Genomic DNA, 25,052 nt, shown 5'->3' with positions numbered 1-25,052 from the left:
CAACCGGAGCACCGGGCCGTACAATCTTTGCCGATATTGGCAGAGGTGCAGACAGCGGAACAGGCTGTGCTCTGTCTGCAACTGGAGCAGCGGCTGCGTAAAGATGACCTGTTTCTCGACAGCAACCTGACCTTAAATCTCCTGGCGCGCAAGGCGGGAACCCCTGCACGCCATATTTCACGCGCCATCAACGCCACCTATTACTGCAACGTGTCGCAGTGGATCAATGGCTTTCGCATCCGTCATGCGCAGCAGCTTCTTAGCAGCAGTTCGCTCTCAGTGACCGAGGTGATGCTGGCTTCTGGTTTCACCACTAAATCGAATTTTAATCGCGAGTTTCTGCGTATCAGTGGACTGACGCCGAGCGCGTTTCGCCAGCAGGCAAATTTAGCGAAGCCGCCAGAAATACCGTAACGCGCGCAATAATCTCCTGATGAATCGCCTCCCGGCTCCGGCTGCCTTGATCGCTACAGACGATGCCATCGCCAGGCGAATACTTATCGATTAATGCAGCAGCAGCGGGTTTGCAGCGCTGCATAAAACTAAAGTGCGTAGCGCCAATGATGGGCGAAAAGTGCACCCAGCGTGGCGGGATATGCTGTGCCAGGTAACCGGACTCCAGCGAAGCCGGTAACTCAACGCTGTCTTGTTCCGCTGACAGCACCAGCACCGGTACATTGATATTGGTCAGACTGGTAGGCGTAAAACCACGAGCCAAACCCAGGTCAAGCGACACCGCAGCCTTTATACGCGAGTTGATGCGTGGCGCATCCAGCAACGCTTGATGGGGGGTGCTGTTAATTCCCAGAGTTTCTATCAACTTGCAGTCGGCAAAAAGGGGATGGTGCTGGCAATCGTCGATAAATAAGGAGGATGAGAACTGGGCTCCCACCAACTCCATTACCGTCCACCCCCCCAGTGAATGTCCAATGGCCGCAATGCGCTTGCTATCCACTTTCCCTGCCCATTCGGCATTTACCAGTAACGCATCCAGTAACTGGTTGATGTCCTGCGGGCGCAGCCATAACTGTTTTGCTGCGCTCGGATCACGGTTTTGCGTGGTGGTGCCTGGGTGATCCGGTGCGGCAACGATATAACCCTGTTTCACTAATGCCACCGCCAGCCAGTTAAGGTTACGCCAACTGCCGCCATAACCATGGGATAGCAGGATTAGGGGGTGGGCTTCAGGTTGAGGAACGGCATCTCGGCGTACGGATTCCCCGTAAAATGCCGCATTTTCTCCCGCTGTTTCGGGTTGGCCAGTCGAGTAGCTGGGGTACCAAATCGTGACGTTCAGCGGTCGAGTGCTTTGGCTATGCAGGGTGAGTTGGCGAAAGCCAGTGTCGGCTTGAACGTGACAAGAAAGAAGAATAAGCAATAGCGTACAAACGTAATATCGAAACATTCGGGTCAATCTCCATGAGTAAAAATCATGAAGATAAATAGCGAAAACAGAGGATTAGCGCGTCCTGAATCACGATCCAGTACCTGATTTTTGCCTAAGCGTTGCGGGGCATGCAAAAAGAAAGGGCAGCTTACGCTGCCCTTGGCTCATACCCAGCCGACACTAGCCGGTATGCAATGAGGGAACATTCACTTAGAACTGATAAACCAGACCCACTGCAGTGATGTCGTCAGTATTCAGACCCAGCGGGTTGTTATCTTTCAACAAGGTGATGCGGTATTCAGCATACGCAGACATGTTTTTGTTGAAGTAATAGGTTGCACCCACTGAGGCGTATTTGATGATGTCTGCATCACCAATGCCTTCAATGTCTTTGCCTTTAGAAGAAACGTAAGCCACAGATGGACGCAGACCATTCAGGAACTGGTACTGGGCAACCGCTTCAAAGTTGACGGCTTTGTTGGCAAAACCACCGGTGATTGGGGTCGCGTTATAAGTCTGGCCGTAAATCGTCGCCAGATAGATCTGGTTGGCGTCATATTTCAGACCCGTGGCCCAATGCTGGGCTTTATCACCATCACCACGTGCGGCTTGGTTCTGAGTGGTGGTGCGATCCAGGCTGGCATAAGCACCAACAACACTCAGGCCAAAGTCGAAGTCATAAGAGGTGGACAAGGCAAAGCCATCGCCATTTGAGCGACGTACCGCGATAGTGGAGTCTGTACGGTCGTTTTTGCCTTCATACTGCGCCGCAAAATTCCAGCCCTTCACCAGACCGAAGAAATCTTTGTTACGCCAGGTCAGCACGCCAGTTGAGCGGCCTGACAGGAAGGCGTCGGTGTAACCTGAGTCACCACCAAAGTAAGGCAGCATATCGGTGTAACCCAATACGTCGTAAACCAGACCATAGTTACGACCGTAATCAATTGAACCGAACTGAGCGATTTTCATACCCGCAAAACCAAGGCGGGTTTTGTTACCTGAGTTTGCATCGCTGCCTTCAGAGTTGCTCAGGCTGTACTGATATTGCCACTGACCATAGCCGGTCAGTTGGTCATTAATTTTGGTTTCGCCTTTAAAACCCAGACGGGTGTAAGACGCGACTTCGCCGTTTTGGCTGTCGTTATCAGAGAACAGGTGTGAAACGTTAATTTTGCCTGTCAGATCCAGCTTGTTGCCATCTTTATTATAGATTTCGGCGGCCTGAGCCGAAGAAAGTCCCAGCAGTAAAGGCATCACTGCTGCCAGTAACGAGCGCTTCATCATTTATAATTTACCCTGTGATATTTTTTAATTGTATCCCCGTATTCGGGGTGAAAAGAAAATGACACAAAAAGTTCAAGATCAGAAGTGCAATATATGTAACTAAATATTTCAAGTTGGCTTTTTGTGTGATTTTTAATCTTAACTTCCATTATATGGAATTCTATATTGAATAAACTTATCTCATTTAAAGGATTTAAAATGGTTGGTTTAATATGTATTTATATGATTTTATTGAGTATTTTAGAAGTAAAAAACGAGACGGGAAGGCTTTTTCATAATGAGTTATATAGCACAAGCCTATGTATTATTGTTCAATAACAAATATAGAAATCCACCTAATGATTAGCGTGGTAATTATCAAGTTTACACATGATGTATCTGTTTATTTCTGATTTGATAATAACCTTAGTCATTAAAAGTTATTTAGGTTTCGTTTAATAAACTTTCGATTAAAAAACATCCGTTATTATGGTCAGTTGTTAATAAAGATCACATTTATCGCCTTTTTAACTTGCCTCTCTTCTCCACAATCTCTGCGTCACACTGCACCATGGGTGCACAAATCGCCCTAAAACAGGGCGTTAAGCGCGTCATTTTGGCGAAATATTTCATGCGCGATCACAAAAGCATGATTTCATTTTGTGAATGCATAAATCTGCTAATGAAATGACTGCTATTCAACTCCCATCGGAATGATATTCACTTTTTATGCACATAATGTGAATGACACCTCTTCGTAACTCATTGATATTTCGTCTACCTGATCAGTTTATGCATTTATTTCGCTAGCTGGCACGCTTACTGCACTCTACAGTAGAGCTGCAACACAACAGTTATTAACAATTTTAAAACAAATGCTTCACTTGAGGTGAAGTAGGAGAAATGGCCATGTCACTGCAAGTTTCACGTCACGATTTTGATCAATGGATGATGCCGGTTTATGCCCCTGCGGCTTTTGTTCCGGTGCGTGCTGAGGGTTCGACGCTCTGGGATCAACAGGGTAAGGATTACATCGACTTTGCAGGTGGCATTGCCGTGAACGCATTGGGACATGCGCATCCGGCTTTACAACAAGCTTTGACAGAACAAGCCGGGAAACTGTGGCATACCGGTAACGGTTACACCAATGAGCCAATTCTGCGTCTGGCGAAACAGTTAATTGATGCGACGTTTGCCGACCGCGTGTTCTTCTGTAATTCCGGTGCTGAAGCGAACGAAGCGGCGTTGAAGCTGGCGCGCAAAGTGGCGCATGATCGATTCGGTGCGGAAAAAAATGGCATCGTGGCTTTTAACAACGCTTTCCATGGTCGTACGCTGTTTACCGTTTCTGCGGGGGGACAGCCCGCTTACTCACGTGATTTCGCACCGCTTCCTCCTGCCATTCAGCATGCCAACTTCAACGACCTGGCATCTGCCGCTGCACTGATTAATGACCAAACCTGTGCCGTGATTGTTGAACCGATTCAGGGCGAGGGTGGGGTGTTGCCTGCCGATCCTGCCTTCCTGCGTGGCCTGCGCGAGTTATGCGATAAACATCACGCCACGCTGATCTTTGATGAAGTGCAAAGTGGCGTTGGGCGGACGGGATCGCTGTACGCCTACATGCACTATGGCGTGACGCCCGATGTCCTGACCACCGCCAAAGCGTTGGGTGGTGGCTTCCCGATTGGTGCCATGTTAACGCGTGAAGACCTGGCGTTAGTGATGGGCGTGGGGACGCATGGCACCACTTATGGCGGCAACCCACTGGCCGGTGCCGTAGCGGGTAAAGTCATGGAGCTTGTCAATCAGCCGGACTTTATGGCAGGCGTAGCGGAGCGTCATCAATGGTTTGTTGCGGCGCTGCAGGAACTCAATCAACGCCTGCCTATCTTCAAAGAAATACGGGGTCTCGGTCTGCTCATTGGCGCCGTGCTGAATGAAGATTTTGCCGGTAAGGCCAAACAGTTCAATTTGGCTGCTGCGGAAGAGGGTGTCATGGTCCTGATCGCCGGGGCTAACGTGGTGCGTTTCGCACCTGCATTAAATATCAGTGAACACGAAGTTAAAGAGGGACTGGCCCGCTTTGAACGTGCCTGCGCCCGTGTACTATCAGGAGCTGCATCATGATGGTGATTCGCCCCGTCGAACGTGACGACCTTGCGCAGTTGCTGTCGCTGGCGGGCAAAACCGGGGGTGGCTTAACGTCGTTGCCCGCCGATAGCGATACACTGAAAGCGCGTATTGAGCGATCGCTGCTCACCTGGCAGGGGACATTGTCACGCGCTGAACAAGGTTATGTGTTTGTACTGGCTGACAGCGAAGACAATCGTGCTGTCGGCATCTGTGCCATTGAAGTCGCCGTAGGCCTACAGGACCCCTGGTACAATTTTCGCGTTGGCACCCAAGTGCATGCGTCAAAAGAATTAAATGTCTACGCCAGTTTGCCGACGCTTTCTCTGAGTAACGACCACACCGGGAGCAGTGAACTATGTACACTGTTTCTCGATCCTGACTATCGCGACGGCAAGAATGGCCATTTGTTGTCGAAATCACGCTTTCTGTTTATGGCGAACTTCCGCGACCGCTTTATGAAGCATGTGGTGGCGGAGATGCGCGGGGTGAGCGACGACGACGGCCATTCTCCCTTCTGGGACAGTGTGGGCAGCCGCTTCTTCTCGATGGAGTTTCGTGAAGCGGACTTCCTCAGCGGGACAGGCCAAAAAGCCTTTATTGCCGAATTGATGCCCAAGCATCCGCTGTATATCCATTATCTCTCCGATGCTGCACAAAAAGTGATTGGAGAAGTGCATCCAAAAACCGCGCCCGCTCGTGCGGTGCTGGAAGCTGAAGGCTTTCGCTATCTCAACTACATCGACATATTTGATGGTGGCCCGACCCTCGAGTGTGAAATCGACCGTATTCGTGCTATCCGCAAAAGCCAAATGCTGAAGGCAGAAGCGGGTGAGGTGGATGAAAACTGGCCGCTATGTTTGGTGGCAAACGGTGACTATCAGAATTTCCGCGTTGCGCTACTGCCGGTCGATATCGCCTCAGGCAGGGTGCGAATGAACGAGGAGCAGCGCGTGGCATTGCGCTGCGAATTTGGCGATGCACTGCGCGTGGCGACGCTGTGCCGTGAGGAGAAAAAAGCATGACGCACTTTATTAATGGCCAGTGGGTGACGGGCGGCGCGGAAGCCTTTACCAAACACAACCCTGTCAGCGGCGAAACGCTGTGGCAGGGCAAGGCGGCAAGCAGTGCTCAGGTGAGCGCGGCGATTGATGCCGCGCGCGCCGCCTTTCCCGCGTGGGCGCGCAGACCTGTTGCTGAGCGTCAGGCGCTGGTGGAAACATTTGCTCAACGGCTCGACGACAATAAAGTTGCCCTGGCAGAAACCATCGCCCGCGAAACCGGCAAACCACGCTGGGAAACGCTGACGGAAGTCCAGGCGATGATTAATAAGATTGCTATCTCAGTGAAGGCCTATCATTCGCGTACCGGCGAGCAGTCTGAAGGTGAGAGTTCTCTGCGTCACCGTCCTCATGGTGTGCTGGCCGTGTTTGGTCCTTATAACTTCCCCGGACATTTGCCGAATGGTCATATTGTTCCTGCTTTATTAGCGGGTAACTGCGTGGTGTTTAAACCCAGCGAGCTGACGCCGATGACAGCGGAAAAAACCGTGGCGTTATGGGAGCAGGCGGGTTTACCTGCGGGGGTGCTGGGATTAGTGCAGGGTGGACGTGAAACAGGTCAGGCATTGGCGCACGAACCACAAATTGATGGATTACTGTTTACGGGTAGCGCCGCGACGGGCTATCACCTACATCGCCAGTTTGCCGGACAGCCCGAGAAAATGTTGGCGCTGGAGATGGGCGGCAACAACGCTCTAATTGTTGAAGACCCTTCTGATCTTGATGGCGCGGTGCACATTGCCATTCAGTCCGCCTTTATTACGGCAGGACAACGCTGCACTTGTGCGCGTCGTTTACTGGTCAAACGCGGTGCCAAGGGGGATGCTTTTCTGCAGCGTCTTGTCGCCGTCAGCGCACGCCTGCAGCCCGGTGCGTGGAATGCCGAGCCGCAACCTTTTATGGGCAGTGTGATTTCCCCGACTGCAGCTGGACACATTTTCGCTGCCTGGCAACAGCGTATCGAATTGGGCGGTAAAGTGCTGCTGGGTATGCATTGGCCCGATCGTGACAGCGCCATCATTACACCGGGCATCATTGAGATGACGGATGTGGCCAATCTGCCGGATGAAGAGGTGTTTGGCCCCATGCTGCAAGTGATCCGTTACGACGACTATCAGCAGGCAATTGAGATCGCGAATAACACACGCTATGGGCTGTCATGTGGTCTTATCTCGCCACAGCGCGACCAGTTTGATCAGCTGTTGCTGGAAGCACGCGCGGGTATTGTGAACTGGAACAAACCGTTAACCGGTGCCGCCAGCTCCGCCCCGTTTGGTGGTGTCGGGGCCTCAGGCAACCATCGCGCCAGTGCCTGGTATGCAGCAGATTATTGCGCGTGGCCTATGGCCTCGCTGGAAAGTCCAAGCCTTGCCTTACCCGGTACGTTATCGCCGGGCCTCGACTTTTCCGCTGAGGAGTCACTGTCATGAAAGCGTTTGAAGCCAATTTTGATGGATTTGTCGGCCTGACACACCACTATGCAGGTTTGTCATTTGGTAACGAGGCCTCAACACGCAACCAGCTACAACCCTCCAATCCGCGCCTGGCGGCGAAACAAGGCCTGCTTAAGATGAAAGCGCTGGCAGATATGGGGTATGTCCAGGGGGTGATTCCGCCGCATGAGCGACCCAATATCCCTTTGCTGCGCCAACTCGGTTACAGCGGTACTGATGAGCAGGTGTTGGCTCGCGCCGCGCAGCAGTCTCCGCAGCTGCTTTCCGCCGCCAGTTCTGCCTCGGCAATGTGGGTGGCCAATGCGGCGACGGTTTCACCTTCTGCCGATAGTGCAGATGGGCGTGTGCATTTCACCGTCGCGAACCTTAACAACAAGTTTCATCGCGCGATTGAAGCGCCTGAAACGGCCGATCTGCTGCGGGCGATCTTCCGTGATCCTCAGCACTTTAGTGTGCATGACGCGCTGCCTCAGGTCGGCTTGTTTGGCGATGAGGGGGCCGCAAATCATAATCGCTTCGGGGCGGACTATGGTGATGCCGGGGTCCAGCTATTTATCTATGGCCGTGATGGTCAACAGCAAGGGGCAGCACCTGCACGTTATCCGGCGCGCCAGACACGAGAAGCCAGTGATGCTGTCGCTCGTCTGCATCAGCTAGAGAGCAGTCGTACCCTGTTTGCGCAGCAAAATCCGGCGGTGATCGATCAGGGCGTATTCCATAATGACGTGATTGCGGTCAGTAACCAGCAGGTGTTTTTCTGTCATGAGGAGGCGTTCGTCGACCAGCCGCAGCTACTGCAACAGCTGGCTGAACGCGTGCCGGGCTTCCAACCGATTGTGGTGCCGCGCGATAAAGTCTCTGTCACTGATGCGGTGAATACCTACCTGTTTAACAGCCAACTGTTGCGCCATCCTGATGGCGGTATGCTGCTGGTATTGCCAGAAGAGTCGCGCCAACACGCGGGTGTCTGGCGCTATCTTACCGAACTGGTGGAAAGCGGCGGGCCGATTCGCGAGCTGAAGGTGTTCGACCTGCGTGAGAGCATGTATAACGGCGGCGGACCCGCATGTCTGCGCCTGCGCGTGGTGTTGACCGAAGCAGAGCGGCAGGCGATCAATCCTGCGGTGTTGATGAACGATCGCCTGTTTACAACATTAAACAGTTGGGTCGATCGCCACTATCGTGACCGTTTAACCCAAGCTGATTTGGCCGATCCACAACTGCTGCGTGAAGGGCGCACCGCACTGGATGAACTGACACAGCTGCTAGACTTAGGCAGTGTCTACGCTTTTCAGCGTTAATACCAAAGGCGAGTAATAGGCTCGCTTTTGGGTTTGAAAGGAGAAATCATGCAGGATTTTTTACAACAAACCCTATCGGGACTCCCGCCGCAACAACGTGAAGGCCGCAATGCGCATTTGAGCTGGCAATGGCTCGATGAGGGTATTCTATCCCTTACGCCCCATCATCCCACGCAGCAGGCTTTGGTGCTTTCTGCCGGTATACACGGTAATGAGACCGCGCCGGTGGAGCTCCTTAACCTGCTACTTATGCCGCTTCTGCAAGGTGACCAGCCGCTTGCCGTTCGTTTGCTGGTGTTGTTGGGTAACCCCGCTGCGCTGCGCAGTGGTCAACGTTATCAACAATATGATATCAATCGCCTGTTTGGTGGGCGCTGGCAGAAGGTCTCAGAACTCCCTGAAGCTCAGCGCACGCTGCAACTGGAACAGGCACTAGAGAATTTCTGGCGCACCTGTCGTGACCATGAAGTGCGCTGGCATCTGGATTTGCATACGGCCATTCGCGGTTCTTACCACGCGCGATTTGGTGTGATGCCGCTTAATCCGCAGCCGTGGCCGGAAGAGTTCCTCCATTGGCTGGCGGCAGCAGAATTGGAAGCCTTAGTGTTTCATCGTTCGCCTGGCGGAACCTTCACGCACTACAGTTGTGAGCACCATGACGCAGCCAGCTGCACGTTGGAATTGGGTAAAGCGTTACCCTTTGGTGAGAATGATCTTAGCCAATTTAGTGCGATACAACGTGCGTTAGCGGCCTTGCTTTACGGTGATGCGCTTCCCGAGGTGCATGAAAAACCACGGCACTATCGAGTGGCTCAGCAGATCACCCGCCATGGGGATGACTTCGTATTACATATGGGGCCAGAAACCCTGAACTTTACCGCTTTTCCGCAGGGGACTTTGTTAGCTGAGGAGGGAGAGACACGCTATTTCGTGCAACAGGCGCGCGAGTATGTGCTGTTTCCCAACCCTAACGTCGCGCCAGGATTACGCGCGGGATTGATGCTCGTCGAAGAGAACGAGCAGACGCAGGCTCTGACGCTCTAATCCATTCCTCATCTTGTCGCCGCCGTCTTACTCGTCAAACTTTTGTAGGGCGCGGCCGCCCGCTGCGGATGGCGGGCGTATTTCTGTACGAAATTGTAGCGGCAAGTCCGGTGTGATAAGTGACCGCTATACTCAACAGCGGATTCAGGCGATTGCCCTCCTTTACGACGCATATTTCCCTTCCTGAAAACCGACAATACCGTTACACTCCTCCTTAATTCCTGCGTATTTCCCCTTGATTGTCATACTCTTTTGCAATTCCTCACGCATTTCTTCGCTTTCTCTCCATGATTGCCTGATCTTTGTCTTTTATGCTTTCAGGGCTTTACTCAGCCTCTGAGTAGTTGACGTTTGGCGTCGTATGCTTGTTTCCGAAGACGCGACACACCTTGTCGTCATGAAACTGAATAGTAAGGACAATAATTATGCGTAAACTCACTTCCCTGTTCCTGGCTACCACAATGGCTCTTGGTGCTGCCAATATCGTCCACGCTGCGGCGGACAATCTGACACCACCGCCAGCAGGTAGCGAAAAACCGATGCACAAGCCGCCAATGCGCCATCACGGTATGGAGATGATGTTTAAAGGGCTTAATCTGACGGATGCGCAGAAAGCCCAGATCAAAACCATCATGCGTGACAGTCATAAAGATATGAAACGTCCGTCGCTGGAAGAGCGCCGCGCGAACCACAGCATTATTGCTTCTGACACCTTCGACCAGGCGAAAGCTGAAGCGCAGGCGGCGAAAATGACCGCTGACGCTAAAGATCGTGCGGTGAAAATGATGGAAACGCAGAACAAAATTTACAACGTGTTGACGCCTGAACAGAAAAAACAGTACAACGCGAATTTTGAGAAACGTCTGACAGAGAAACGCCCGCACGACGGTAAAATGCCGCCACCGCCGGCTGATGGTGAATAAGCCGTTTAGCTAACCGGTTTGAGACCGCCGACGTTGTCCACTGCATCTGTTGCTCTGGGCAGCGTCGGCGGTTTTGTTTATAACTCTATGAGCGGGAAGACGCCGGACAGCAGTGGACGACAGAGGATTTTATAACCGTCGTGGTCAAACCCGCTACTTGCACGTTGCAGCTGTCTCGCTTCTGCCTCTGTTGCAACTGAACCCAGCCAGAACCAGTGGTCAATCACATGGATCTGAGTCATCTCTGCACCCACCTCCAGCATGCCCACCGGGCCTTGCCACGGCCAGCACACCACGCGCATTTGTTCCAGTGCGTCACGCAAACGTTGCTGGTGATGTTCTATCGATTCTTTGCCGCAGCAGGCGCCAGCACAACGCTTCAACGCGGCACGAAAACAGCCTCGTCCCGGGCTTAAACGCTCCAGTCCCAACAATCCATGGCATAGTCGCTGTTCATCGGCGATGGTTTTCAATTTTTCCAGGGCGGCAAAGCGGCTGCGAAATAAGCCATAAAGATTAGGGGAGCAAGAGAAGTCGAGATCCTTGGCATAGACCACTTGAGGTGCGCCATCACCTAATTGCAGTGAGCAGAGCTGGCGGTATTTGCGCAGGCGTTTATTGAACAGCGGCTGTTGCGTTTTGATCATCTGCGCTTCCAGCAGTTGTGCGCCCAAATCGCCTGCTGTGGGAATCCAGGTGACCCGGCGCGCCTGCCGCAACATACTGGCTTCTTCAGGCGTGCGGAAATGCGACATCACCCGACTGCGCAGGTTGACGCTTTTTCCGATATACAAGGGCAGGTTTTCGCTTTCACCGTGGAAGGTGTAAACGCCAGGCTGATTAGGTAAGCCCTCCAGCCATTGACGAAGATGCTCGGGATATTGATAAATCGCTGCCGCATCAAACTCGAGGCGGTGACTGGCTGCACGTCTGACCAAAACTCACTCCAATTACTGGTTGTCTGTCCAGTATATCAGTGCGCTGCTTTTCTCGCCAGTCAGTGACCGTGGAGGAGGCGTTTCCCATTGGTTAACGGGAAACGCGGAATGACTATTTTTTCCAGAAATCATCGAACACCGTGATCGGTGGGCGACGCTTGTGTTCGGTTTTCAGATACCAACCTTCGATGGTCTTCGCTGCTGCTGCATCAATAGATTTGCCTTCCAGGTAAGCATCAATCTGCTGATAAGTGACGCCTAAGGCCACTTCATCTTGCAAGCCTGGGCGGTCATCCTCTAAATCAGCCGTTGGGTGTTTCAAGTAAAGATGCTCTGGGCAACCCAAGGTTTTGAGCAACTGCTTACCTTGGCCTTTGTGCAGGCGGAAGATAGGGTTAATGTCACTGCCACCGTCACCATATTTGGTGAAGAAGCCGGTAATGGCTTCTGCCGCGTGGTCTGTGCCTACGACAACACCTTTTGTCATCCCTGCAATGCTGTACTGTGCTTTCATGCGTTCACGGGCTTTCTCATTGCCGCGCACAAAATCAGAAACCACAATACCGGCCTCTTTCAAAGCGCGCTCGCTGGCAAGAATCGCCTCTTTGATGTTCACCACAAGGGTGCGATCCGGCTGGATGAACGCCAACGCATCCTGGCAATCTTGCTCATCTGCTTGAACGCCGTAAGGCAAGCGCACAGCGATAAAGGTGTAATCTTGATCGCCGGTTTCTTCACGCAATTCGCGAATGGCGGTTTGTGACAGGATACCCGTGAGAGTAGAGTCTTGACCGCCGCTGATGCCGAGCACCAGAGTTTTCAGAAAAGGGTTGGCTTTCAGGTAAGACTTTAGGAAATCAACGCTAACGCGGATTTCCTGCTGTGGATCGATAACGGGTTTTACACCAAGGGCTTCAATGATTTCCTGCTGCAATGACATGAACCTCTCCTCAAGTCTGTAGCCTGACGGCACAATACGAATCTTTTGCTAAAGCTAACGCCTCTGATGGCAAACAACAAGCCGTACGGCTTGTTGATGCACTTATTTGCAGACTTTTCAGACGCTTTTGGGATTTTGTGCCAAAAGGTTGAACATCAAAATGGCCAGCATAAAGCAGCCAAAAATCGTGCCGGTCATGCTTGCAATGGATGTGCCGCCCAGCCCGGTGACAGGCACAGTGATTGCACCCAACGTAAACATGGTGACACCAATCACGGCAGAAGCACTGCCCGCACGATGTCCCTGACTTTGCATCGCCAGAGACGATGCTGTGGTGGCGATCACGCCATTGCTGGCGATAGTAAAGAACAGTGCAACCAAGATTACTGGCAGTGCAGCACCGGTTAAGCCAGCCAGCAGCAGGCAGCTGGATGCGATAAATGCGAGCGTTAAGCCGCCTTTCAACACACGATATTCACCATATAAAGGGCATAAACGGGCACTGGTTTGAGATGCAATAATCAGGCCGATGCCGTTGGCTGCGAAACAGAGGCTGAATGCCTGTGGTGATAAGCCGTAGATTTGCTGCAAAACAAACGGCGATGCACCGATATAGGCAAACATGCCAGACATCATAAAGCCTTGCGTCAGGCAGAAGCCCATAAAGGGACGGTGTGTGAACACCTGCCCGAGTGCTGCCCAAGCAGAGAATACCGAACCCTGACTGCGTCGCTCTACAGGCAAAGTTTCATGCAGCTTCCAGCGCGACAGGAAAATCAACAAAATCGCAACACAGGCTAACACCACAAAAATGCCACGCCAGTTTAGCACCGTCATCAGGGCGCCACCGAGAACCGGTGCGCCAATCGGTGCCAGTCCGTTAACTAACATCAACAAAGCGAAGAAGCGTGTCAGCTCATGGCCGCTATACATATCACGTGCGATGGCTCGTGACAGCACAGCACCACCTGCACCGGCTAAGCCTTCAAACAAGCGGGCCACCAACAGTGAATGAATGTCTTTCGCCAATGCGCAGCCAATTGACGCGACGAACAACAGGATGAGCGACAGTAAAAGAGGGCGAATACGGCCAAATTTGTCACTCATTGGACCAAACAAAAGTTGGCCCGCACCTAACCCAAGCAGGCCTGCCGTTAAGCTCAGCTGCGCAGTGGCTGTTTCTGTGTTGAGATCGCGTGCCAGTTCAGGCAGGGCGGGTAAATACAGGTCGATACATAACGGCCCGAGTGCCGCGAGCAAGCCTAATGTGATGGCATAAACTAGCCGATTGGAGTGTGCAGGTGTCATTAATCCTCTGTTCTCTTTCTGTCTTAAAATTTTTTTGCCGGAGGATTATACGAAGCGTGAGGCCGCAACACAGCAACTTTACGAAAAACTAACGCTTCAGAAATCGCTGAAAGCGAAGCCATAGATTTGATTAATCTGGATTTATGTTCCAGGCTTGTTGTGACATGGACAAAGTATGAGGAATATAAAGATGAATAAAGTGCTGGGATGTATCGCTGCCGCGGTGACGCTGGTAGCCCTGTCTGGTTGTACGACTTATGACAAAGCTGAGAGCTATGTAACTAAGCCGGTGGTGAAGGATGTTAAAAAAGGCATGACCCGCGATCAGGTTCGTCAGATTGCTGGTGCACCGTCGACTGAGATCACCATGGTGCACGCCCGTGGTACTTGCCAGACTTACGTGATTGGCGAACGTGATGGCAAACCACAAACATACTTTGTTAGCTACAACGATGTTGGTCGCGTGATGAATTATGGCTTCCAGAGCTGTAAAGATTACGATACCGATCCGCAAGCTGCACAGTAAGTATTGCAGATTACAAAACGGCCCGTCTGCGACGGGCCGTTTTTCGTTGCGCAGTTATAGTCCGTAAGGGCGTGGCACCTCAACATAGCTACCACCCATTTCACGCTGGTAATAGTGACCTTCCTGCACGTAGTAGCGCTTGCCGTTAAAATCTAATACACGCATCCCGCCTTCTGGTGGTGCTTCGGGCGCTTGCACCACAACGTAGGTGTCACCCTGACGCTGATAGTAGTTGCCATTGAGCATGTAGTAAGTCAGGCCGCCAATCAGCACCGCCGTCGCTGCTTCAGGCAGGAAGCGCAGTGGGCCTGGACCACCACCCCAATGTGGACCTGGACCACCCCAGTGAGGACCGGGGCCTGGACCCCATCCATAAGGGTGGGCAAAACTGATGGCTGGCGTCAGTAAGGTTAACGCCAGCACCGAGGCGATAACATTTTTCATCGGTGATTCTCCTGCTATGACTAATAGCAGGATTCGCCTTCTGCAGTGAAAACTCAAGCGAAAAGTGGCTGATTTTTCGTCCGTTTACCACGCTTAACACTTTCCTGACGCTTGCACCACGATTGGACTGAATTGCGGAGTTAAAGCCAAAAAGAACGGCAGGCCTTGCGGGCCTGCCGTGACGTATGCCGTGAGAATTAGCGATGTGCCAGTTCCGCGTGTTCGTCACTCTCCAGCACTTTTTTATCGGTTAATCCGAGCCAGCGGCTGGTGAGAGAACCGGCAGTCATTGAACCGTTAACGTTCAATGCGGTGCGGCCCATATCAATCAGCGGCTCAATCGAGATCAGCAACGCAACCAGCGTGACGGGCAAGCCCATGGCAGGCAGAACAATCAACGCGGCAAAAGTCGCACCGCCGCCGACGCCCGCCACACCCGCAGAACTGAGAGTGACAATGCCGACAAGGGTCGCAATCCACATCGGATCAAACGGGTTGATGCCTACAGTAGGCGCCACCATCACAGCCAGCATGGTCGGATAGAGGCCTGCACAGCCGTTCTGACCAATGGTCGCACCAAATGAAGCCGAGAAGCTGGCAATCGATTCTGGCACACCAAGGCGGCGCGTCTGCGTCTCCACATTCAAGGGAATGCTGGCGGCGCTGGAGCGGCTGGTAAACGCAAAGGTGATGACCGGCCACACCTTGCGGAAGAAGCGCATTGGGCTAATGCCATTGACTGACAGCAACAGAGCATGCACGCCGAACATAATCGCCAAACCGAGGTAAGACGCGACCACGAAGCCACCCAACTTGATGATGTCCTGCAGGTTAGAACCGGCCACCACTTTGGTCATTAATGCCAACACACCGTAAGGGGTGAGCTTCATGATCAGGCGTACCAGTTTCATAACCCAGGACTGCAGGGTATCGATGGCCACTAACACGCGTTCGCCTTTGACTTTGTCATCTTTCAACAACTGCAAAGCGGCTACACCGAGGAAGGCAGCGAAGATCACCACGCTGATGATTGAAGTTGGGTTAGCACCCGCCATATCAGCAAATGGATTTTTCGGGATAAAGGAGAGCAGTAACTGTGGCGTACTCAGATCGGCGACTTTGCCAACATAGTTACTTTGAATCGCGCTTAGACGCGCGGTTTCTTGCGCACCCTGCACCAGGCCTTCAGCGCTCAAACCAAACAGGCCCGTGACCATGACACCCACCAAGGCGGAGATCGCCGTGGTGAAAAGCAGCACGCCGATGGTCAATACGCTGATTTTGCCGAGTGAAGAGGCATTATGCAGACGTGCAACGGCGCTCAGGATCGAGGCAAATACCAGCGGCATCACGATCATCTGTAGCAATTGCACGTAGCCATTACCCACGATGTTGAACCAGCTAATTGAATCCTTCACCACCGGACTGTTTTCACCATAAATGGTTTGCAGCGCCAGGCCGAAAAGCACGCCAAACACCAATCCGGTCAGCACACGTTTTGACAAACTCCAGCTTTGATTGCCGATGCGATTTAATACAATCAGCAGCGCGACAAAGGCCACGATATTAATAATGAGGGGAAAATCCATGCTCGACTCCAGAGATATGCCGCGCCACGAATAACGTCAGCGCGAAAAACAGTAAGTTCCCGTCAGGGAATGTCAGGAATGTTATCAGCTCAAGAAAGTGCAAGCTTATACTCAAAAGGAATGTCTTATAACTTTATTGCTGAAATTGTCACTTTATTGCGCTGTTTGACCGTTTACCAACCGACTAATGCCATTCTGTAAGGTATTAAACACTTGCTCCGGCCATCCGTTAGCACCAAATGAGGGCATGCCCGCTGGGAACCACAAGGCGTATCCCACTAATGCGAGGCAGAGTGCACGTTCAAGTTGATTGCCTTTTTGGCTGTTTAACAATGGCAGACGAAAGCGCCAGCGACAGGGCCAAAGCAGTGGTACGCCAGCGGGAGTCAGCATATCGGCGACGATATGGCTAAGATAGCCAAGTGTGAGTCCCTGCAGTACATCGGCTGGCAAGAACCAGTCAGCAGGCACATTGAGTTGAAAAAGCCATAAGCTGATCGCCACTGCCAGCAGACTGTGGGTAAAGCCACGATGTCCAAATGCACGGGCGATGGGATGTGAGATCCACCTTAAGCGCTGGCCTAGTACCGATTTGGGGTGGTCGATGTCGGGCAGTAGGCAGGTTAACAATGCAGCAGGCACCAAATGCCACCAGTCGGCGCTGGCCATCACTGGCGTCAACTCCGCACGCTTGGCAAAAATCGCGCTGGCAATGGCAAAAATGATATGGCCTTCGGCCGTCATGATAAAACCTGGCTGCAAAAACTGTCGATGCATCCAGTATAGGGATTTATCCAGTAAATTAGAACGGTGACGCTGTAACGAAGCGTTAATATTTTTCGCTTTCCCGCGTCATAATGACGCGGGAAAAGAACAGGTTAGCTTAGCGTGCTAACCATCCGCCATCGACTGCCAAGGTATAGCCTTGAATGTAATCGGAGGCGCTCGATGCCAGAAACACAATCGGCCCCATCATATCGTCAGGCGCACCCCAGCGGCCGGCAGGAATACGCCCTAGAATCTCTTCATTGCGTGATTCATCACTGCGCAGTTGTTCGGTGTTATTGGTCGCCATATAACCAGGGGCAATGGCATTGACGTTGATGCCATGCTTCGCCCACTCATTCGCCATCAGGCGCGTCAAACCCATCACGGCGCTTTTTGACGCCGTGTACGAAGGCACGCGTATGCCGCCCTGAAATGACAGCATCGAGGCGATATTAACGATTTTGCCGCCGTTGCCCTGTGCAATAAATTGGTGTGCAACCTGTTGTGACAGGAAAAACAGGCTCTTGCTGTTGATGTTCATCACATCGTCCCAGTCCTGCTCGCTAAAGTTGAGTGCATCCTCGCGGCGAATTATGCCCGCGTTATTGACCAGAATGTCGATGCGTCCTGCCTGCGCGACGGCTTGCTCTACAATATGCGGCACCACTGAGGGTTTAGTGAGATCGGCTTGGATCGACCAGAAGCGGCGACCCAATGCCTCAACTTTGCCTTGGGTATCCGCCGGACCCGCGCGATTCACACCAATAATATCGCAGCCCGCTTGCGCCAGTCCCAACGCCATGCCTTGACCTAAACCGGTGTTACACCCGGTCACCATCGCGACTTTACCTTCGAGATTGAATGCGTTAAGAATCATCATTTTCTCCTGTTAGCGCAGCGCGCTGACGCTGACGTGGTCCATGTCATCGAATACTTGGTTTTCACCCACCATGCCCCAGATAAAGGTATAGCGTTGCGTACCCACACCTGCATGAATAGACCAGCTTGGCGAGATCACCGCCTGTTCGTTATGCACCAGCAGATGACGCGTTTCCTGTGGTTGTCCCATCATGTGGAAAACGGCGCTCTCTTCGGTCATATCAAAGTAGAAGTACACCTCCATACGTCGCTCATGGGTATGGCACGGCATGGTGTTCCACAGATTGCCGTCATCAAGGCGTGTTAACCCCATCGTCAACTGACAGGTCGGCAACACATCCGGCACGATGAACTTATTGATGGTGCGACGGTTGGACGTTGCCGCATCGCCCAAGGTGGCTTTTACGGCTTCTTCAAGCGTGATCTTTTTATCGGGATAACGGGTGTGTGCTGGCGCACTGTTGTAATAGAACTTTGCAGGCTGGCTGGACTCACTGCTGCGGAAAACCACGCTTTGCGCACCTTGGCCCACATACAGCGCTTCCTGGTAGCCGATCTCCCAGGTTTTGCCGTCAACCTCTATCAAACCCGGTCCGCCGATGTTGATTACGCCCAGCTCGCGACGTTCAAGAAAATAGCTTACGCCTAACTGCTTGCCGACTTCCGCGCCAATGGTGACGGATTGCTGCACCGGCATGACTCCGCCAATGATGATGCGGTCAATATGGCTGTAAGTCAGGGTGTAGTTATCGGCCTCAAAGATTTTTTCGATTAAAAATTCGCGGCGTAATCCTGCGGTATCCAGTTGCTTAGCGTGTTCAGTGTGAATGCTTTGACGAACGTCCATCTCAGACCTCTCAAAGTTAAAGGGGGGACTCAATGTGGCTCTTTGGGCATCTTAGGCAGGTTGGGATGTGAATTCAATAAAAATGAAACGATGTTTTATTTATATGAGAGGACGATCAAAGGAGTGAGTGTTCAAGCACCCTATAAAGCAATGATGAAGCGTGGTGGACAAGGATGAGCCGGCAAAAGCAGAGCGTGTGCCATGGAAAATAATGGGAGCGAGTGGAACAAGGCGAAAAGCTGTCTGCGGGCGGAAAAGGTCCAAGAAAAGGCCGGTCCGATCTGCAAGGGTGCGGGTCGGACCGGCCTTGACTGGACTCAGCAACTCATGGTTCAGCGACACCATGGAATAATTAGTTAAACAGGTGTTCTGCTTTGAGGTGAGTCAGGTCATCCAACTTCACATTCGCTAATGCCCAGCGTGCATCGTCACGGTGTTCTTTAGCGGGCACTACAATTGAACGCATACGTGCTGCTTTGGTGGCGATCATGCCATTGAAGGAATCTTCCAGCGTCACGCAGTTCAACGGGTCAACGCCCAACTTTGCGGCAGCATCCAAATACACCTGCGGATGGGGTTTGCTGTAGGGGAGTGCTTCAGCTGAAGCAATGGCGTCAAAGTATTTACGCAGGTCAAACATTTCCAGCACGCGTTCCAGCATAAACAGGGGGGAAGCAGAGGCGAGGGCAACTTTTAATCCTTGCTGCTGACAAAGTTGCAGCGCCTGCTCAACACCAGGCAGCAGCGGACGCGTTTCCTCTACCAGCGCCAGGGCTCGCGCAATAATACGCTGGGTGACTTCAGCTTGGTCTGGGCCGTTCCAAGGCAGGGCTTCAAACCACATGCGAACCGTTTGATCGATGCGCAGACCCAAGGTATCCGGCAACTCGTGACGGCGGGTAATATCCACACCTAAACTGGAGAAAACGTCCAGTTCAGCCTGATCCCATAGCGGTTCGGAGTCGATCAGCAATCCGTCCATATCAAAAATAGCGGCCAACACAGGGCGACGATAACTCATGCTACAGCTCCGTTTGAAATTTACCCTACCTTAACATGCCAGGCAGTGAAAACCGACTTACGGCAGGTTACGCATTTTTCAGGAAAAAATGACCCAGTGCAGGTAGACTTAGGCAAAACTACTGTATGTGAAGGGAGACACCATGACTTACCAACAGGCTGGCCGCATCGCCATCCTCAAGCGAGTGGCTGGCTGGGTGATTTTTATTCCAGCGTTGCTATCTACCATTATCTCAATCCTTGGCTTCATGTTTAAACACAGTGAAAAGCAGCCGGGGATTGATGCAGTAATGCTCGATTTTGTCCACGTCATGGTCGACATGGTTAAGTTCAACACGCCGTTTTTAAACACTTTTTGGCAAAACTCACCGGTGCCGGAGTTCAACGGCGGGGCCAATATCGGTTTTTGGATCATCTATATCCTGATTTTTGTCGGGATTGCATTGCAGGCTTCAGGTGCGCGGATGTGGCGTCAGTCACGCCATATTAAAGAGGGCATTGAAGATCAGTTGATTCTGGAAAAGGCGAAGGGATCTGAAGGTCGTACGCGCGCGCAACTTGAAGAAAAAATCCATGTGCCGCGCCACACGATTCTACTTCAAATATTCCCGCTCTACATTCTGCCGATCGTCATTGCTATCGCCGGATATTTTGTCCTTAAATTACTGGGCATGTTGTAAGGCGTCAGGCCGTTCAGGCCTGACGTTGTCCTAACGCATCCTCATCGAGCAACTGGTTGATGGCGAATTGCGCCTCATCTTCCCAATTACCCGCAAACACGTTGGCGCGGTTCAACAAATAATAAAGTTGATAAACCGGCTGGCGCTGCGAGAACCCCTCAGCCAATGGCCATACGGCGTGATAACCGTCGTAAATCTGTCGCGGCAAATCTGCGTAGTAACTCAACATGGCGAGGTCGCACTCGCGATCCCCCCAATAACAGGCAGGGTCGAACAGCCAAGGGCCACTGCTGCTACCGGCGCAGTTAGCAGGCCACAAATCACCATGTAATAAAGAAGGTTGCGGGTGGTGATTAGCCAGCGCGCGTTGGACGCAATCGACAATTAACTCGGTATGGCCATATTGCACCCCTTTCTCAGCGGCGAGTTGGAGTTGCCATCCGATTCGCTGTTCAGCGAAGAATACGGACCAGCGACGTAACCAGCTGTTGGGCTGGGGTGAAGTGGTGATGTTGTTGTCGTAGTCGAGGCCAAACTGAGGTTGTTCGCTCCATTGATGAAGGTGCGCTAACTGTTGGCCCAGTTGATAGGCAGTATGTTCATCCAAGGCTTCGGGGTGAATATATTCCAGCAGCAGAAAGCTACTGTCACGATCGCTGCCTACGCCATACACTTTTGGCACGCGAACAGTCTGGGTGCGGGCTAACAAACCTAGCTGGTCGGCTTCCCAACTGAATAAAGTAAGCATATCGCGCGTGTTGCACTTAACGAACACATCCAGTTCACCATAACGAATTCGCCAGGCGGGGTGTACATCTCCACCGGGTAATTCATGGCGTTCGGTGATATCGGCGTCGCCGATGTGTTCGCTTAACAGACGACTAACGGCTGACCACATTGGGTAATCCTCTTAATTCGCTGCGTAAGTGTGATTGTAGCGCGCAAAACTTGAGCAAAACCAGTGTTGCTGCCTGATTTTTGCACTCCTTCAGGATTGCGACTTCAAATAATCTTCTAGCGTGGTGATCTCAACTTCAGGTTTACGATGTAATGCGACTTCAGCGAGTCCCACCGTTTGCGCAATCGCTTCTTGCTGTTCCAGTGCACTGATCAGGCCAAAGCTATTGGTGCCTAATTCGTGTGGATGCCCCTCATCATCTTTTATGGTGGTGCTGTAACCTCCATTAACCATCACGCTGTTAAGTGACTGGAGGTCGCTCAAGCTCTCATCTTTGTAGTTTAGCGTGACAATGTAACGTTTAAGGTCGTGGTCGCTCATCCTTCACCTCGTTGTAATGGAACAAATTTCAGCGTAGACCAGTGCGGCTTATAGAGCGAATTCCATACAATTTGAACTTGGGCGAGGGCGTAAATCTGTGTCAGTGAGGTTCGGAAAATTCTTGTAGCAATTAAGCTGCTATTTCGCTAAATGCCTCTTATAATGCGCGCCGGTAATGGGAAAAATCCCATTACGCAAGCGGGGCCAACGCGAAACCTGGCTTTTCCGGCGATTTCATATTTTTTTACAAAACTTACCGTAAATTGCATTGATTGGCTGGGAAAACTCTTCAGACTCACCCTTTTTTAAACTGCCGTACGGGTCACATTTAATGAAAGCCTTTAATAAGCTGTCCGCTGTTTTATTGCTCTCTGCTGGAGCATTTTGTCACCAGGCATTAGCTGATAACACCGTTTTTACCTCCATGGATGACCCTTCAACGGCGAAAAAACCGTTTGAAGGCAGCGCGTCAGCGGGTTATCTGGCTCAAACCGGTAACACCACCAGTTCAGCGCTGAGTGCTGCAACCAATATGACGTGGTATCAGACCAACACCGCTTACAGCCTCTGGGGTAATGCGGCGAACAACTCTTCAAACGATGAGCGTTCGTCAGAGACTTATAGCTTGGGTGGTCGTACGCGTTACAATATGAACAGCGCTGATTACCTGTTTGGTCAGGCAAGCTGGTTGAGCGACCGCTTTAACGGTTATGATTCACGTGATGTTGCAACCGCGGGTTATGGTCGCCAGATCCTCAACGGTCCAGTGCATTCACTGCGTGCTGAATTCGGTCCGGGTGTGCGTTATGATGACTTCCACGCGGGTGGCCACGAAACTAAAGCCTTAGGCTATGGTGCAGTGAGCTATCAATGGCAGCTGACAGATACCACCAAGTTCATTCAGGGTGTGTCAGTGTTGAGCAGCTTCGGTGACGACACTACAGTGAACTCCGAAACCGGCTTGCAGGTAGCGATTAACTCGCATTTTGCGCTGAAGCTGGCTTACAACGTGACCTGGAATAACAATCCGCCAGAGTCTGCGCCAGATCGTACCGACACCAAAACCACCATCCAGCTTTCTTACGCCATGTAAGCAAGCCGTGATGAAAAAACCGTTGCCGGCTTACGCCGCGCAGCGGTTTTTTTTATCTCTCGATGGCTTAGCGCATTTTTCACGGGTTTAGATCGCGGGCGAAAGCTGCTATTATCTCCGGCGCTTTACATTCCTGGCGTCATTCCGACAACGTGGGTCTGACATTACGCCGGGTTACTCAAACAGAACTCAATGTTGCATGTAGGCTTTCGTGTGGCTTACCACTGCAATTAAGGATATGAAATGCCAGTAATTACTCTTCCTGATGGCAGCCAGCGCGTCTTTGACCGTCCGGTCAGCGTGATGGATATCGCTCTGGATATCGGACCGGGTTTGGCGAAAGCCTGTATTGCCGGTCGTGTAAATGGCGAATTGGTTGATGCGGTTGATCCGATCACCGAAGATGCTCAGGTGGCAATTATCACCGCCAAAGATGAAGCCGGTCTGGAAATTATTCGTCACTCTTGTGCGCACCTGTTAGGGCATGCGATCAAACAATTGTGGCCGAATACCAAAATGGCGATTGGCCCGGTGATCGATAACGGCTTCTATTATGACGTCGACCTCGAACACACCCTGACGCAGGAAGATCTTGAGCTGCTGGAAAAGCGTATGCACCAGTTGGCTGAGACTAATTACGATGTTGTGAAGAAAAAGGTGAGCTGGCAGGAAGCACGTGATGTGTTTGCTGAGCGTGGCGAAAGCTACAAAACCACCATTCTTGACGAAAACATCAGCCATGATGATCAGCCTGGCTTGTACCATCATGAAGAATACATCGACATGTGTCGCGGTCCGCACGTGCCGAATATGCGTTTCTGCCATCACTTCAAACTGCAGAAAATTTCCGGTGCTTACTGGCGCGGCAACAGTGATAATAAAATGCTGCAGCGTATTTACGGCACAGCCTGGGGCGATAAAAAGCAGCTGGCGGCCTATTTACAGCGTCTGGAAGAAGCGGCGAAACGCGATCACCGTAAAATCGGTAAGCAGCTTGACCTGTACCATATGCAGGAAGAGGCGCCAGGTATGGTGTTCTGGCACAATGACGGTTGGACCATCTTCCGTGAACTGGAAGTGTTCGTCCGTACCAAGCTGAAAGAATACGATTACCAGGAAGTGAAAGGTCCGTTCATGATGGACCGCGTGCTGTGGGAAAAAACCGGTCACTGGGAAAACTATAAAGAAGCCATGTTCACCACCTCTTCTGAGAACCGTGAATATTGCATCAAGCCAATGAACTGCCCAGGCCACGTACAGATCTTTAATCAGGGTCTGAAATCCTACCGTGACCTGCCACTGCGTATGGCGGAGTTTGGTAGCTGCCACCGTAACGAACCATCAGGTGCACTGCATGGCTTGATGCGTGTACGTGGCTTTACCCAAGATGATGCTCACGTCTTCTGTACCGAAGATCAGGTACGTGATGAGGTGAACAGCTGTATCCGTATGGTGTACGACATGTACAGCACCTTCGGTTTTGAAAAAATCGTGGTGAAACTGTCGACCCGTCCGGAAAAACGTATCGGTACCGATGAAATGTGGGACCGTGCGGAAGTCGATTTAGCAGAAGCGCTGAAAGAGAACGAAATTCCGTTCGAATATCAGCCAGGAGAAGGTGCCTTTTACGGCCCGAAAATTGAGTTTACCCTGTACGATTGCCTCGACCGCGCATGGCAGTGTGGCACCGTTCAGCTAGACTTCTCCCTGCCAAAACGTCTGGATGCCACTTATGTGGGTGAAAATAACGACCGTCAGACACCGGTGATGATTCACCGTGCAATTCTCGGTTCAATGGAGCGCTTTATCGGCATCCTGACCGAAGAGTTCGCGGGCTTCTTCCCGAGCTGGCTGGCACCCGTGCAGGCTGTAGTGATGAATATCACCGACAGTCAGGCAGATTATGTCAGCGAATTGACAAAGAAATTGCAGAAAGCGGGCATTCGTGTCAAAGCAGACTTGAGAAACGAGAAGATAGGCTTTAAAATCCGCGAGCACACATTACGTCGCGTCCCTTATATGCTGGTTTGCGGTGAGAAAGAGGTGGAAGCAGGCAAAGTTGCCGTGCGCACCCGCCGTGGTAAAGACCTCGGGAGCATGGACGTAGATGTGTTTGTTGAGAAGCTGCAACAAGAGATTCGCAGCCGACATCTTCACCAATTAGAGGAATAAGGT

Annotated in this window: 24 protein-coding genes; 11 read left to right on the top strand and 13 right to left on the bottom strand. The window is 51.8% G+C overall.

The window, feature by feature from the left end:
• Positions 1-414: helix-turn-helix domain-containing protein (locus tag HA51_RS19805; protein WP_139810707.1), on the top strand; the 414-nt coding region annotated here is incomplete at its 5' end.
• Here the strand turns inward: HA51_RS19805 and HA51_RS19800 are convergent.
• The gene (locus HA51_RS19800; RefSeq protein WP_084936292.1) at positions 347-1,405 is read right to left on the bottom strand and encodes an alpha/beta hydrolase family protein; all 1,059 of its coding nucleotides are present in this window, start codon (positions 1,403-1,405) and stop codon (positions 347-349) included. The genes HA51_RS19805 and HA51_RS19800 overlap by 68 nt on opposite strands.
• A 192-nt stretch (positions 1,406-1,597) precedes the next feature.
• Complete coding sequence (locus HA51_RS19795; RefSeq protein ID WP_084936291.1) at positions 1,598-2,671, bottom strand: porin; 1,074 nt, start codon at positions 2,669-2,671, stop codon at positions 1,598-1,600.
• Between the two features lie 888 nt (positions 2,672-3,559).
• Here HA51_RS19795 and HA51_RS19790 point away from each other — a divergent pair.
• From HA51_RS19790 to spy, 6 genes are all read left to right on the top strand, one after another.
• Positions 3,560-4,780: an aspartate aminotransferase family protein gene (locus HA51_RS19790; RefSeq protein ID WP_084936290.1), complete on the top strand. Its 1,221-nt coding sequence runs from the start codon at positions 3,560-3,562 to the stop codon at positions 4,778-4,780.
• A complete protein-coding gene (gene astA, locus HA51_RS19785) occupies positions 4,777-5,808 on the top strand; it encodes an arginine N-succinyltransferase (protein WP_084936289.1) in 1,032 nt (343 codons plus the stop codon). The genes HA51_RS19790 and astA overlap by 4 nt, the downstream gene beginning before the upstream one ends.
• The gene (gene astD, locus HA51_RS19780) at positions 5,805-7,274 is read left to right on the top strand and encodes a succinylglutamate-semialdehyde dehydrogenase (protein ID WP_084936288.1); all 1,470 of its coding nucleotides are present in this window, start codon (positions 5,805-5,807) and stop codon (positions 7,272-7,274) included. Before astA ends, astD begins: the two co-directional genes overlap by 4 nt.
• Positions 7,271-8,599 (top strand): N-succinylarginine dihydrolase, encoded by a 1,329-nt coding sequence (gene astB / locus HA51_RS19775; protein ID WP_084936287.1) that lies wholly within the window; start codon positions 7,271-7,273, stop codon positions 8,597-8,599. The genes astD and astB overlap by 4 nt, the downstream gene beginning before the upstream one ends.
• A 48-nt stretch (positions 8,600-8,647) precedes the next feature.
• Complete coding sequence (gene astE / locus HA51_RS19770; RefSeq protein WP_084936286.1) at positions 8,648-9,643, top strand: succinylglutamate desuccinylase; 996 nt, start codon at positions 8,648-8,650, stop codon at positions 9,641-9,643.
• A gap of 425 nt (positions 9,644-10,068) precedes the next feature.
• The gene (spy, locus tag HA51_RS19765) at positions 10,069-10,566 is read left to right on the top strand and encodes an ATP-independent periplasmic protein-refolding chaperone Spy (protein ID WP_084936285.1); all 498 of its coding nucleotides are present in this window, start codon (positions 10,069-10,071) and stop codon (positions 10,564-10,566) included.
• 77 nt (positions 10,567-10,643) lie between these two features.
• Here spy and cho read toward each other — a convergent pair whose 3' ends face one another.
• The 3 genes from cho to HA51_RS19750 form a co-directional block, all read right to left on the bottom strand.
• Positions 10,644-11,504 (bottom strand): excinuclease Cho, encoded by an 861-nt coding sequence (gene cho / locus HA51_RS19760; protein WP_084936284.1) that lies wholly within the window; start codon positions 11,502-11,504, stop codon positions 10,644-10,646.
• A 112-nt stretch (positions 11,505-11,616) separates the two neighbouring features.
• A complete protein-coding gene (gene nadE / locus HA51_RS19755; protein WP_084936283.1) occupies positions 11,617-12,444 on the bottom strand; it encodes an ammonia-dependent NAD(+) synthetase in 828 nt (275 codons plus the stop codon).
• 117 nt (positions 12,445-12,561) lie between these two features.
• Positions 12,562-13,752 carry a multidrug effflux MFS transporter gene (locus HA51_RS19750; protein ID WP_084936282.1) on the bottom strand — a complete coding sequence of 397 codons (1,191 nt, stop codon included), beginning with the start codon at positions 13,750-13,752 and terminating at the stop codon, positions 12,562-12,564.
• 190 nt (positions 13,753-13,942) lie between these two features.
• Here HA51_RS19750 and osmE point away from each other — a divergent pair, with 190 nt between their 5' ends.
• A complete protein-coding gene (osmE, locus tag HA51_RS19745) occupies positions 13,943-14,278 on the top strand; it encodes an osmotically-inducible lipoprotein OsmE (protein ID WP_084936281.1) in 336 nt (111 codons plus the stop codon).
• Positions 14,279-14,332: 54 nt separating this feature from the next.
• Here the strand turns inward: osmE and HA51_RS19740 are convergent, their stop codons facing one another.
• The 6 genes from HA51_RS19740 to hxpB all read right to left on the bottom strand — a co-directional run bounded on the left by HA51_RS19740 (position 14,333) and on the right by hxpB (position 19,826).
• On the bottom strand, positions 14,333-14,722 hold the full coding sequence (locus tag HA51_RS19740) for a DUF6515 family protein (RefSeq protein WP_084936280.1): 390 nt from the start codon (positions 14,720-14,722) through the stop codon (positions 14,333-14,335).
• A 197-nt stretch (positions 14,723-14,919) separates the two neighbouring features.
• Positions 14,920-16,311 carry an L-cystine transporter gene (locus HA51_RS19735; RefSeq protein ID WP_084936279.1) on the bottom strand — a complete coding sequence of 464 codons (1,392 nt, stop codon included), beginning with the start codon at positions 16,309-16,311 and terminating at the stop codon, positions 14,920-14,922.
• A gap of 153 nt (positions 16,312-16,464) precedes the next feature.
• Positions 16,465-17,055: a metal-dependent hydrolase gene (locus HA51_RS19730; protein ID WP_084936296.1), complete on the bottom strand. Its 591-nt coding sequence runs from the start codon at positions 17,053-17,055 to the stop codon at positions 16,465-16,467.
• A 139-nt stretch (positions 17,056-17,194) separates the two neighbouring features.
• Positions 17,195-17,956 carry a 2-dehydro-3-deoxy-D-gluconate 5-dehydrogenase KduD gene (gene kduD, locus HA51_RS19725; RefSeq protein WP_084936278.1) on the bottom strand — a complete coding sequence of 254 codons (762 nt, stop codon included), beginning with the start codon at positions 17,954-17,956 and terminating at the stop codon, positions 17,195-17,197.
• Between the two features lie 12 nt (positions 17,957-17,968).
• Positions 17,969-18,805 carry a 5-dehydro-4-deoxy-D-glucuronate isomerase gene (kduI, locus tag HA51_RS19720; RefSeq protein ID WP_084936277.1) on the bottom strand — a complete coding sequence of 279 codons (837 nt, stop codon included), beginning with the start codon at positions 18,803-18,805 and terminating at the stop codon, positions 17,969-17,971.
• A gap of 352 nt (positions 18,806-19,157) precedes the next feature.
• Complete coding sequence (hxpB, locus tag HA51_RS19715) at positions 19,158-19,826, bottom strand: hexitol phosphatase HxpB (RefSeq protein WP_084936276.1); 669 nt, start codon at positions 19,824-19,826, stop codon at positions 19,158-19,160.
• Between the two features lie 142 nt (positions 19,827-19,968).
• Between hxpB and HA51_RS19710 the strand changes: the two genes are divergently transcribed.
• Positions 19,969-20,505 carry a YniB family protein gene (locus HA51_RS19710; RefSeq protein ID WP_084936275.1) on the top strand — a complete coding sequence of 179 codons (537 nt, stop codon included), beginning with the start codon at positions 19,969-19,971 and terminating at the stop codon, positions 20,503-20,505.
• A gap of 13 nt (positions 20,506-20,518) precedes the next feature.
• Here the strand turns inward: HA51_RS19710 and HA51_RS19705 are convergent, their stop codons facing one another.
• Together HA51_RS19705 and ghoS are read right to left on the bottom strand one after the other, a co-directional pair.
• Complete coding sequence (locus tag HA51_RS19705) at positions 20,519-21,403, bottom strand: fructosamine kinase family protein (protein WP_084936274.1); 885 nt, start codon at positions 21,401-21,403, stop codon at positions 20,519-20,521.
• A 90-nt stretch (positions 21,404-21,493) separates the two neighbouring features.
• Positions 21,494-21,784, bottom strand: coding sequence for a type V toxin-antitoxin system endoribonuclease antitoxin GhoS (gene ghoS, locus HA51_RS19700; protein WP_084936273.1), 291 nt, complete (start codon positions 21,782-21,784; stop codon positions 21,494-21,496).
• 331 nt (positions 21,785-22,115) lie between these two features.
• Here ghoS and HA51_RS19695 point away from each other — a divergent pair, with 331 nt between their 5' ends.
• Together HA51_RS19695 and thrS are read left to right on the top strand one after the other, a co-directional pair.
• Positions 22,116-22,877: a DUF481 domain-containing protein gene (locus HA51_RS19695; protein WP_084936272.1), complete on the top strand. Its 762-nt coding sequence runs from the start codon at positions 22,116-22,118 to the stop codon at positions 22,875-22,877.
• 243 nt (positions 22,878-23,120) lie between these two features.
• The gene (thrS, locus tag HA51_RS19690) at positions 23,121-25,049 is read left to right on the top strand and encodes a threonine--tRNA ligase (RefSeq protein WP_084936271.1); all 1,929 of its coding nucleotides are present in this window, start codon (positions 23,121-23,123) and stop codon (positions 25,047-25,049) included.
• Positions 25,050-25,052 lie beyond the last annotated feature (3 nt).

Source organism: Pantoea rwandensis (assembly GCF_002095475.1).
Taxonomy (GTDB): domain Bacteria; phylum Pseudomonadota; class Gammaproteobacteria; order Enterobacterales; family Enterobacteriaceae; genus Pantoea; species Pantoea rwandensis.
This window is presented reverse-complemented; position numbering and strand designations above follow the sequence as displayed.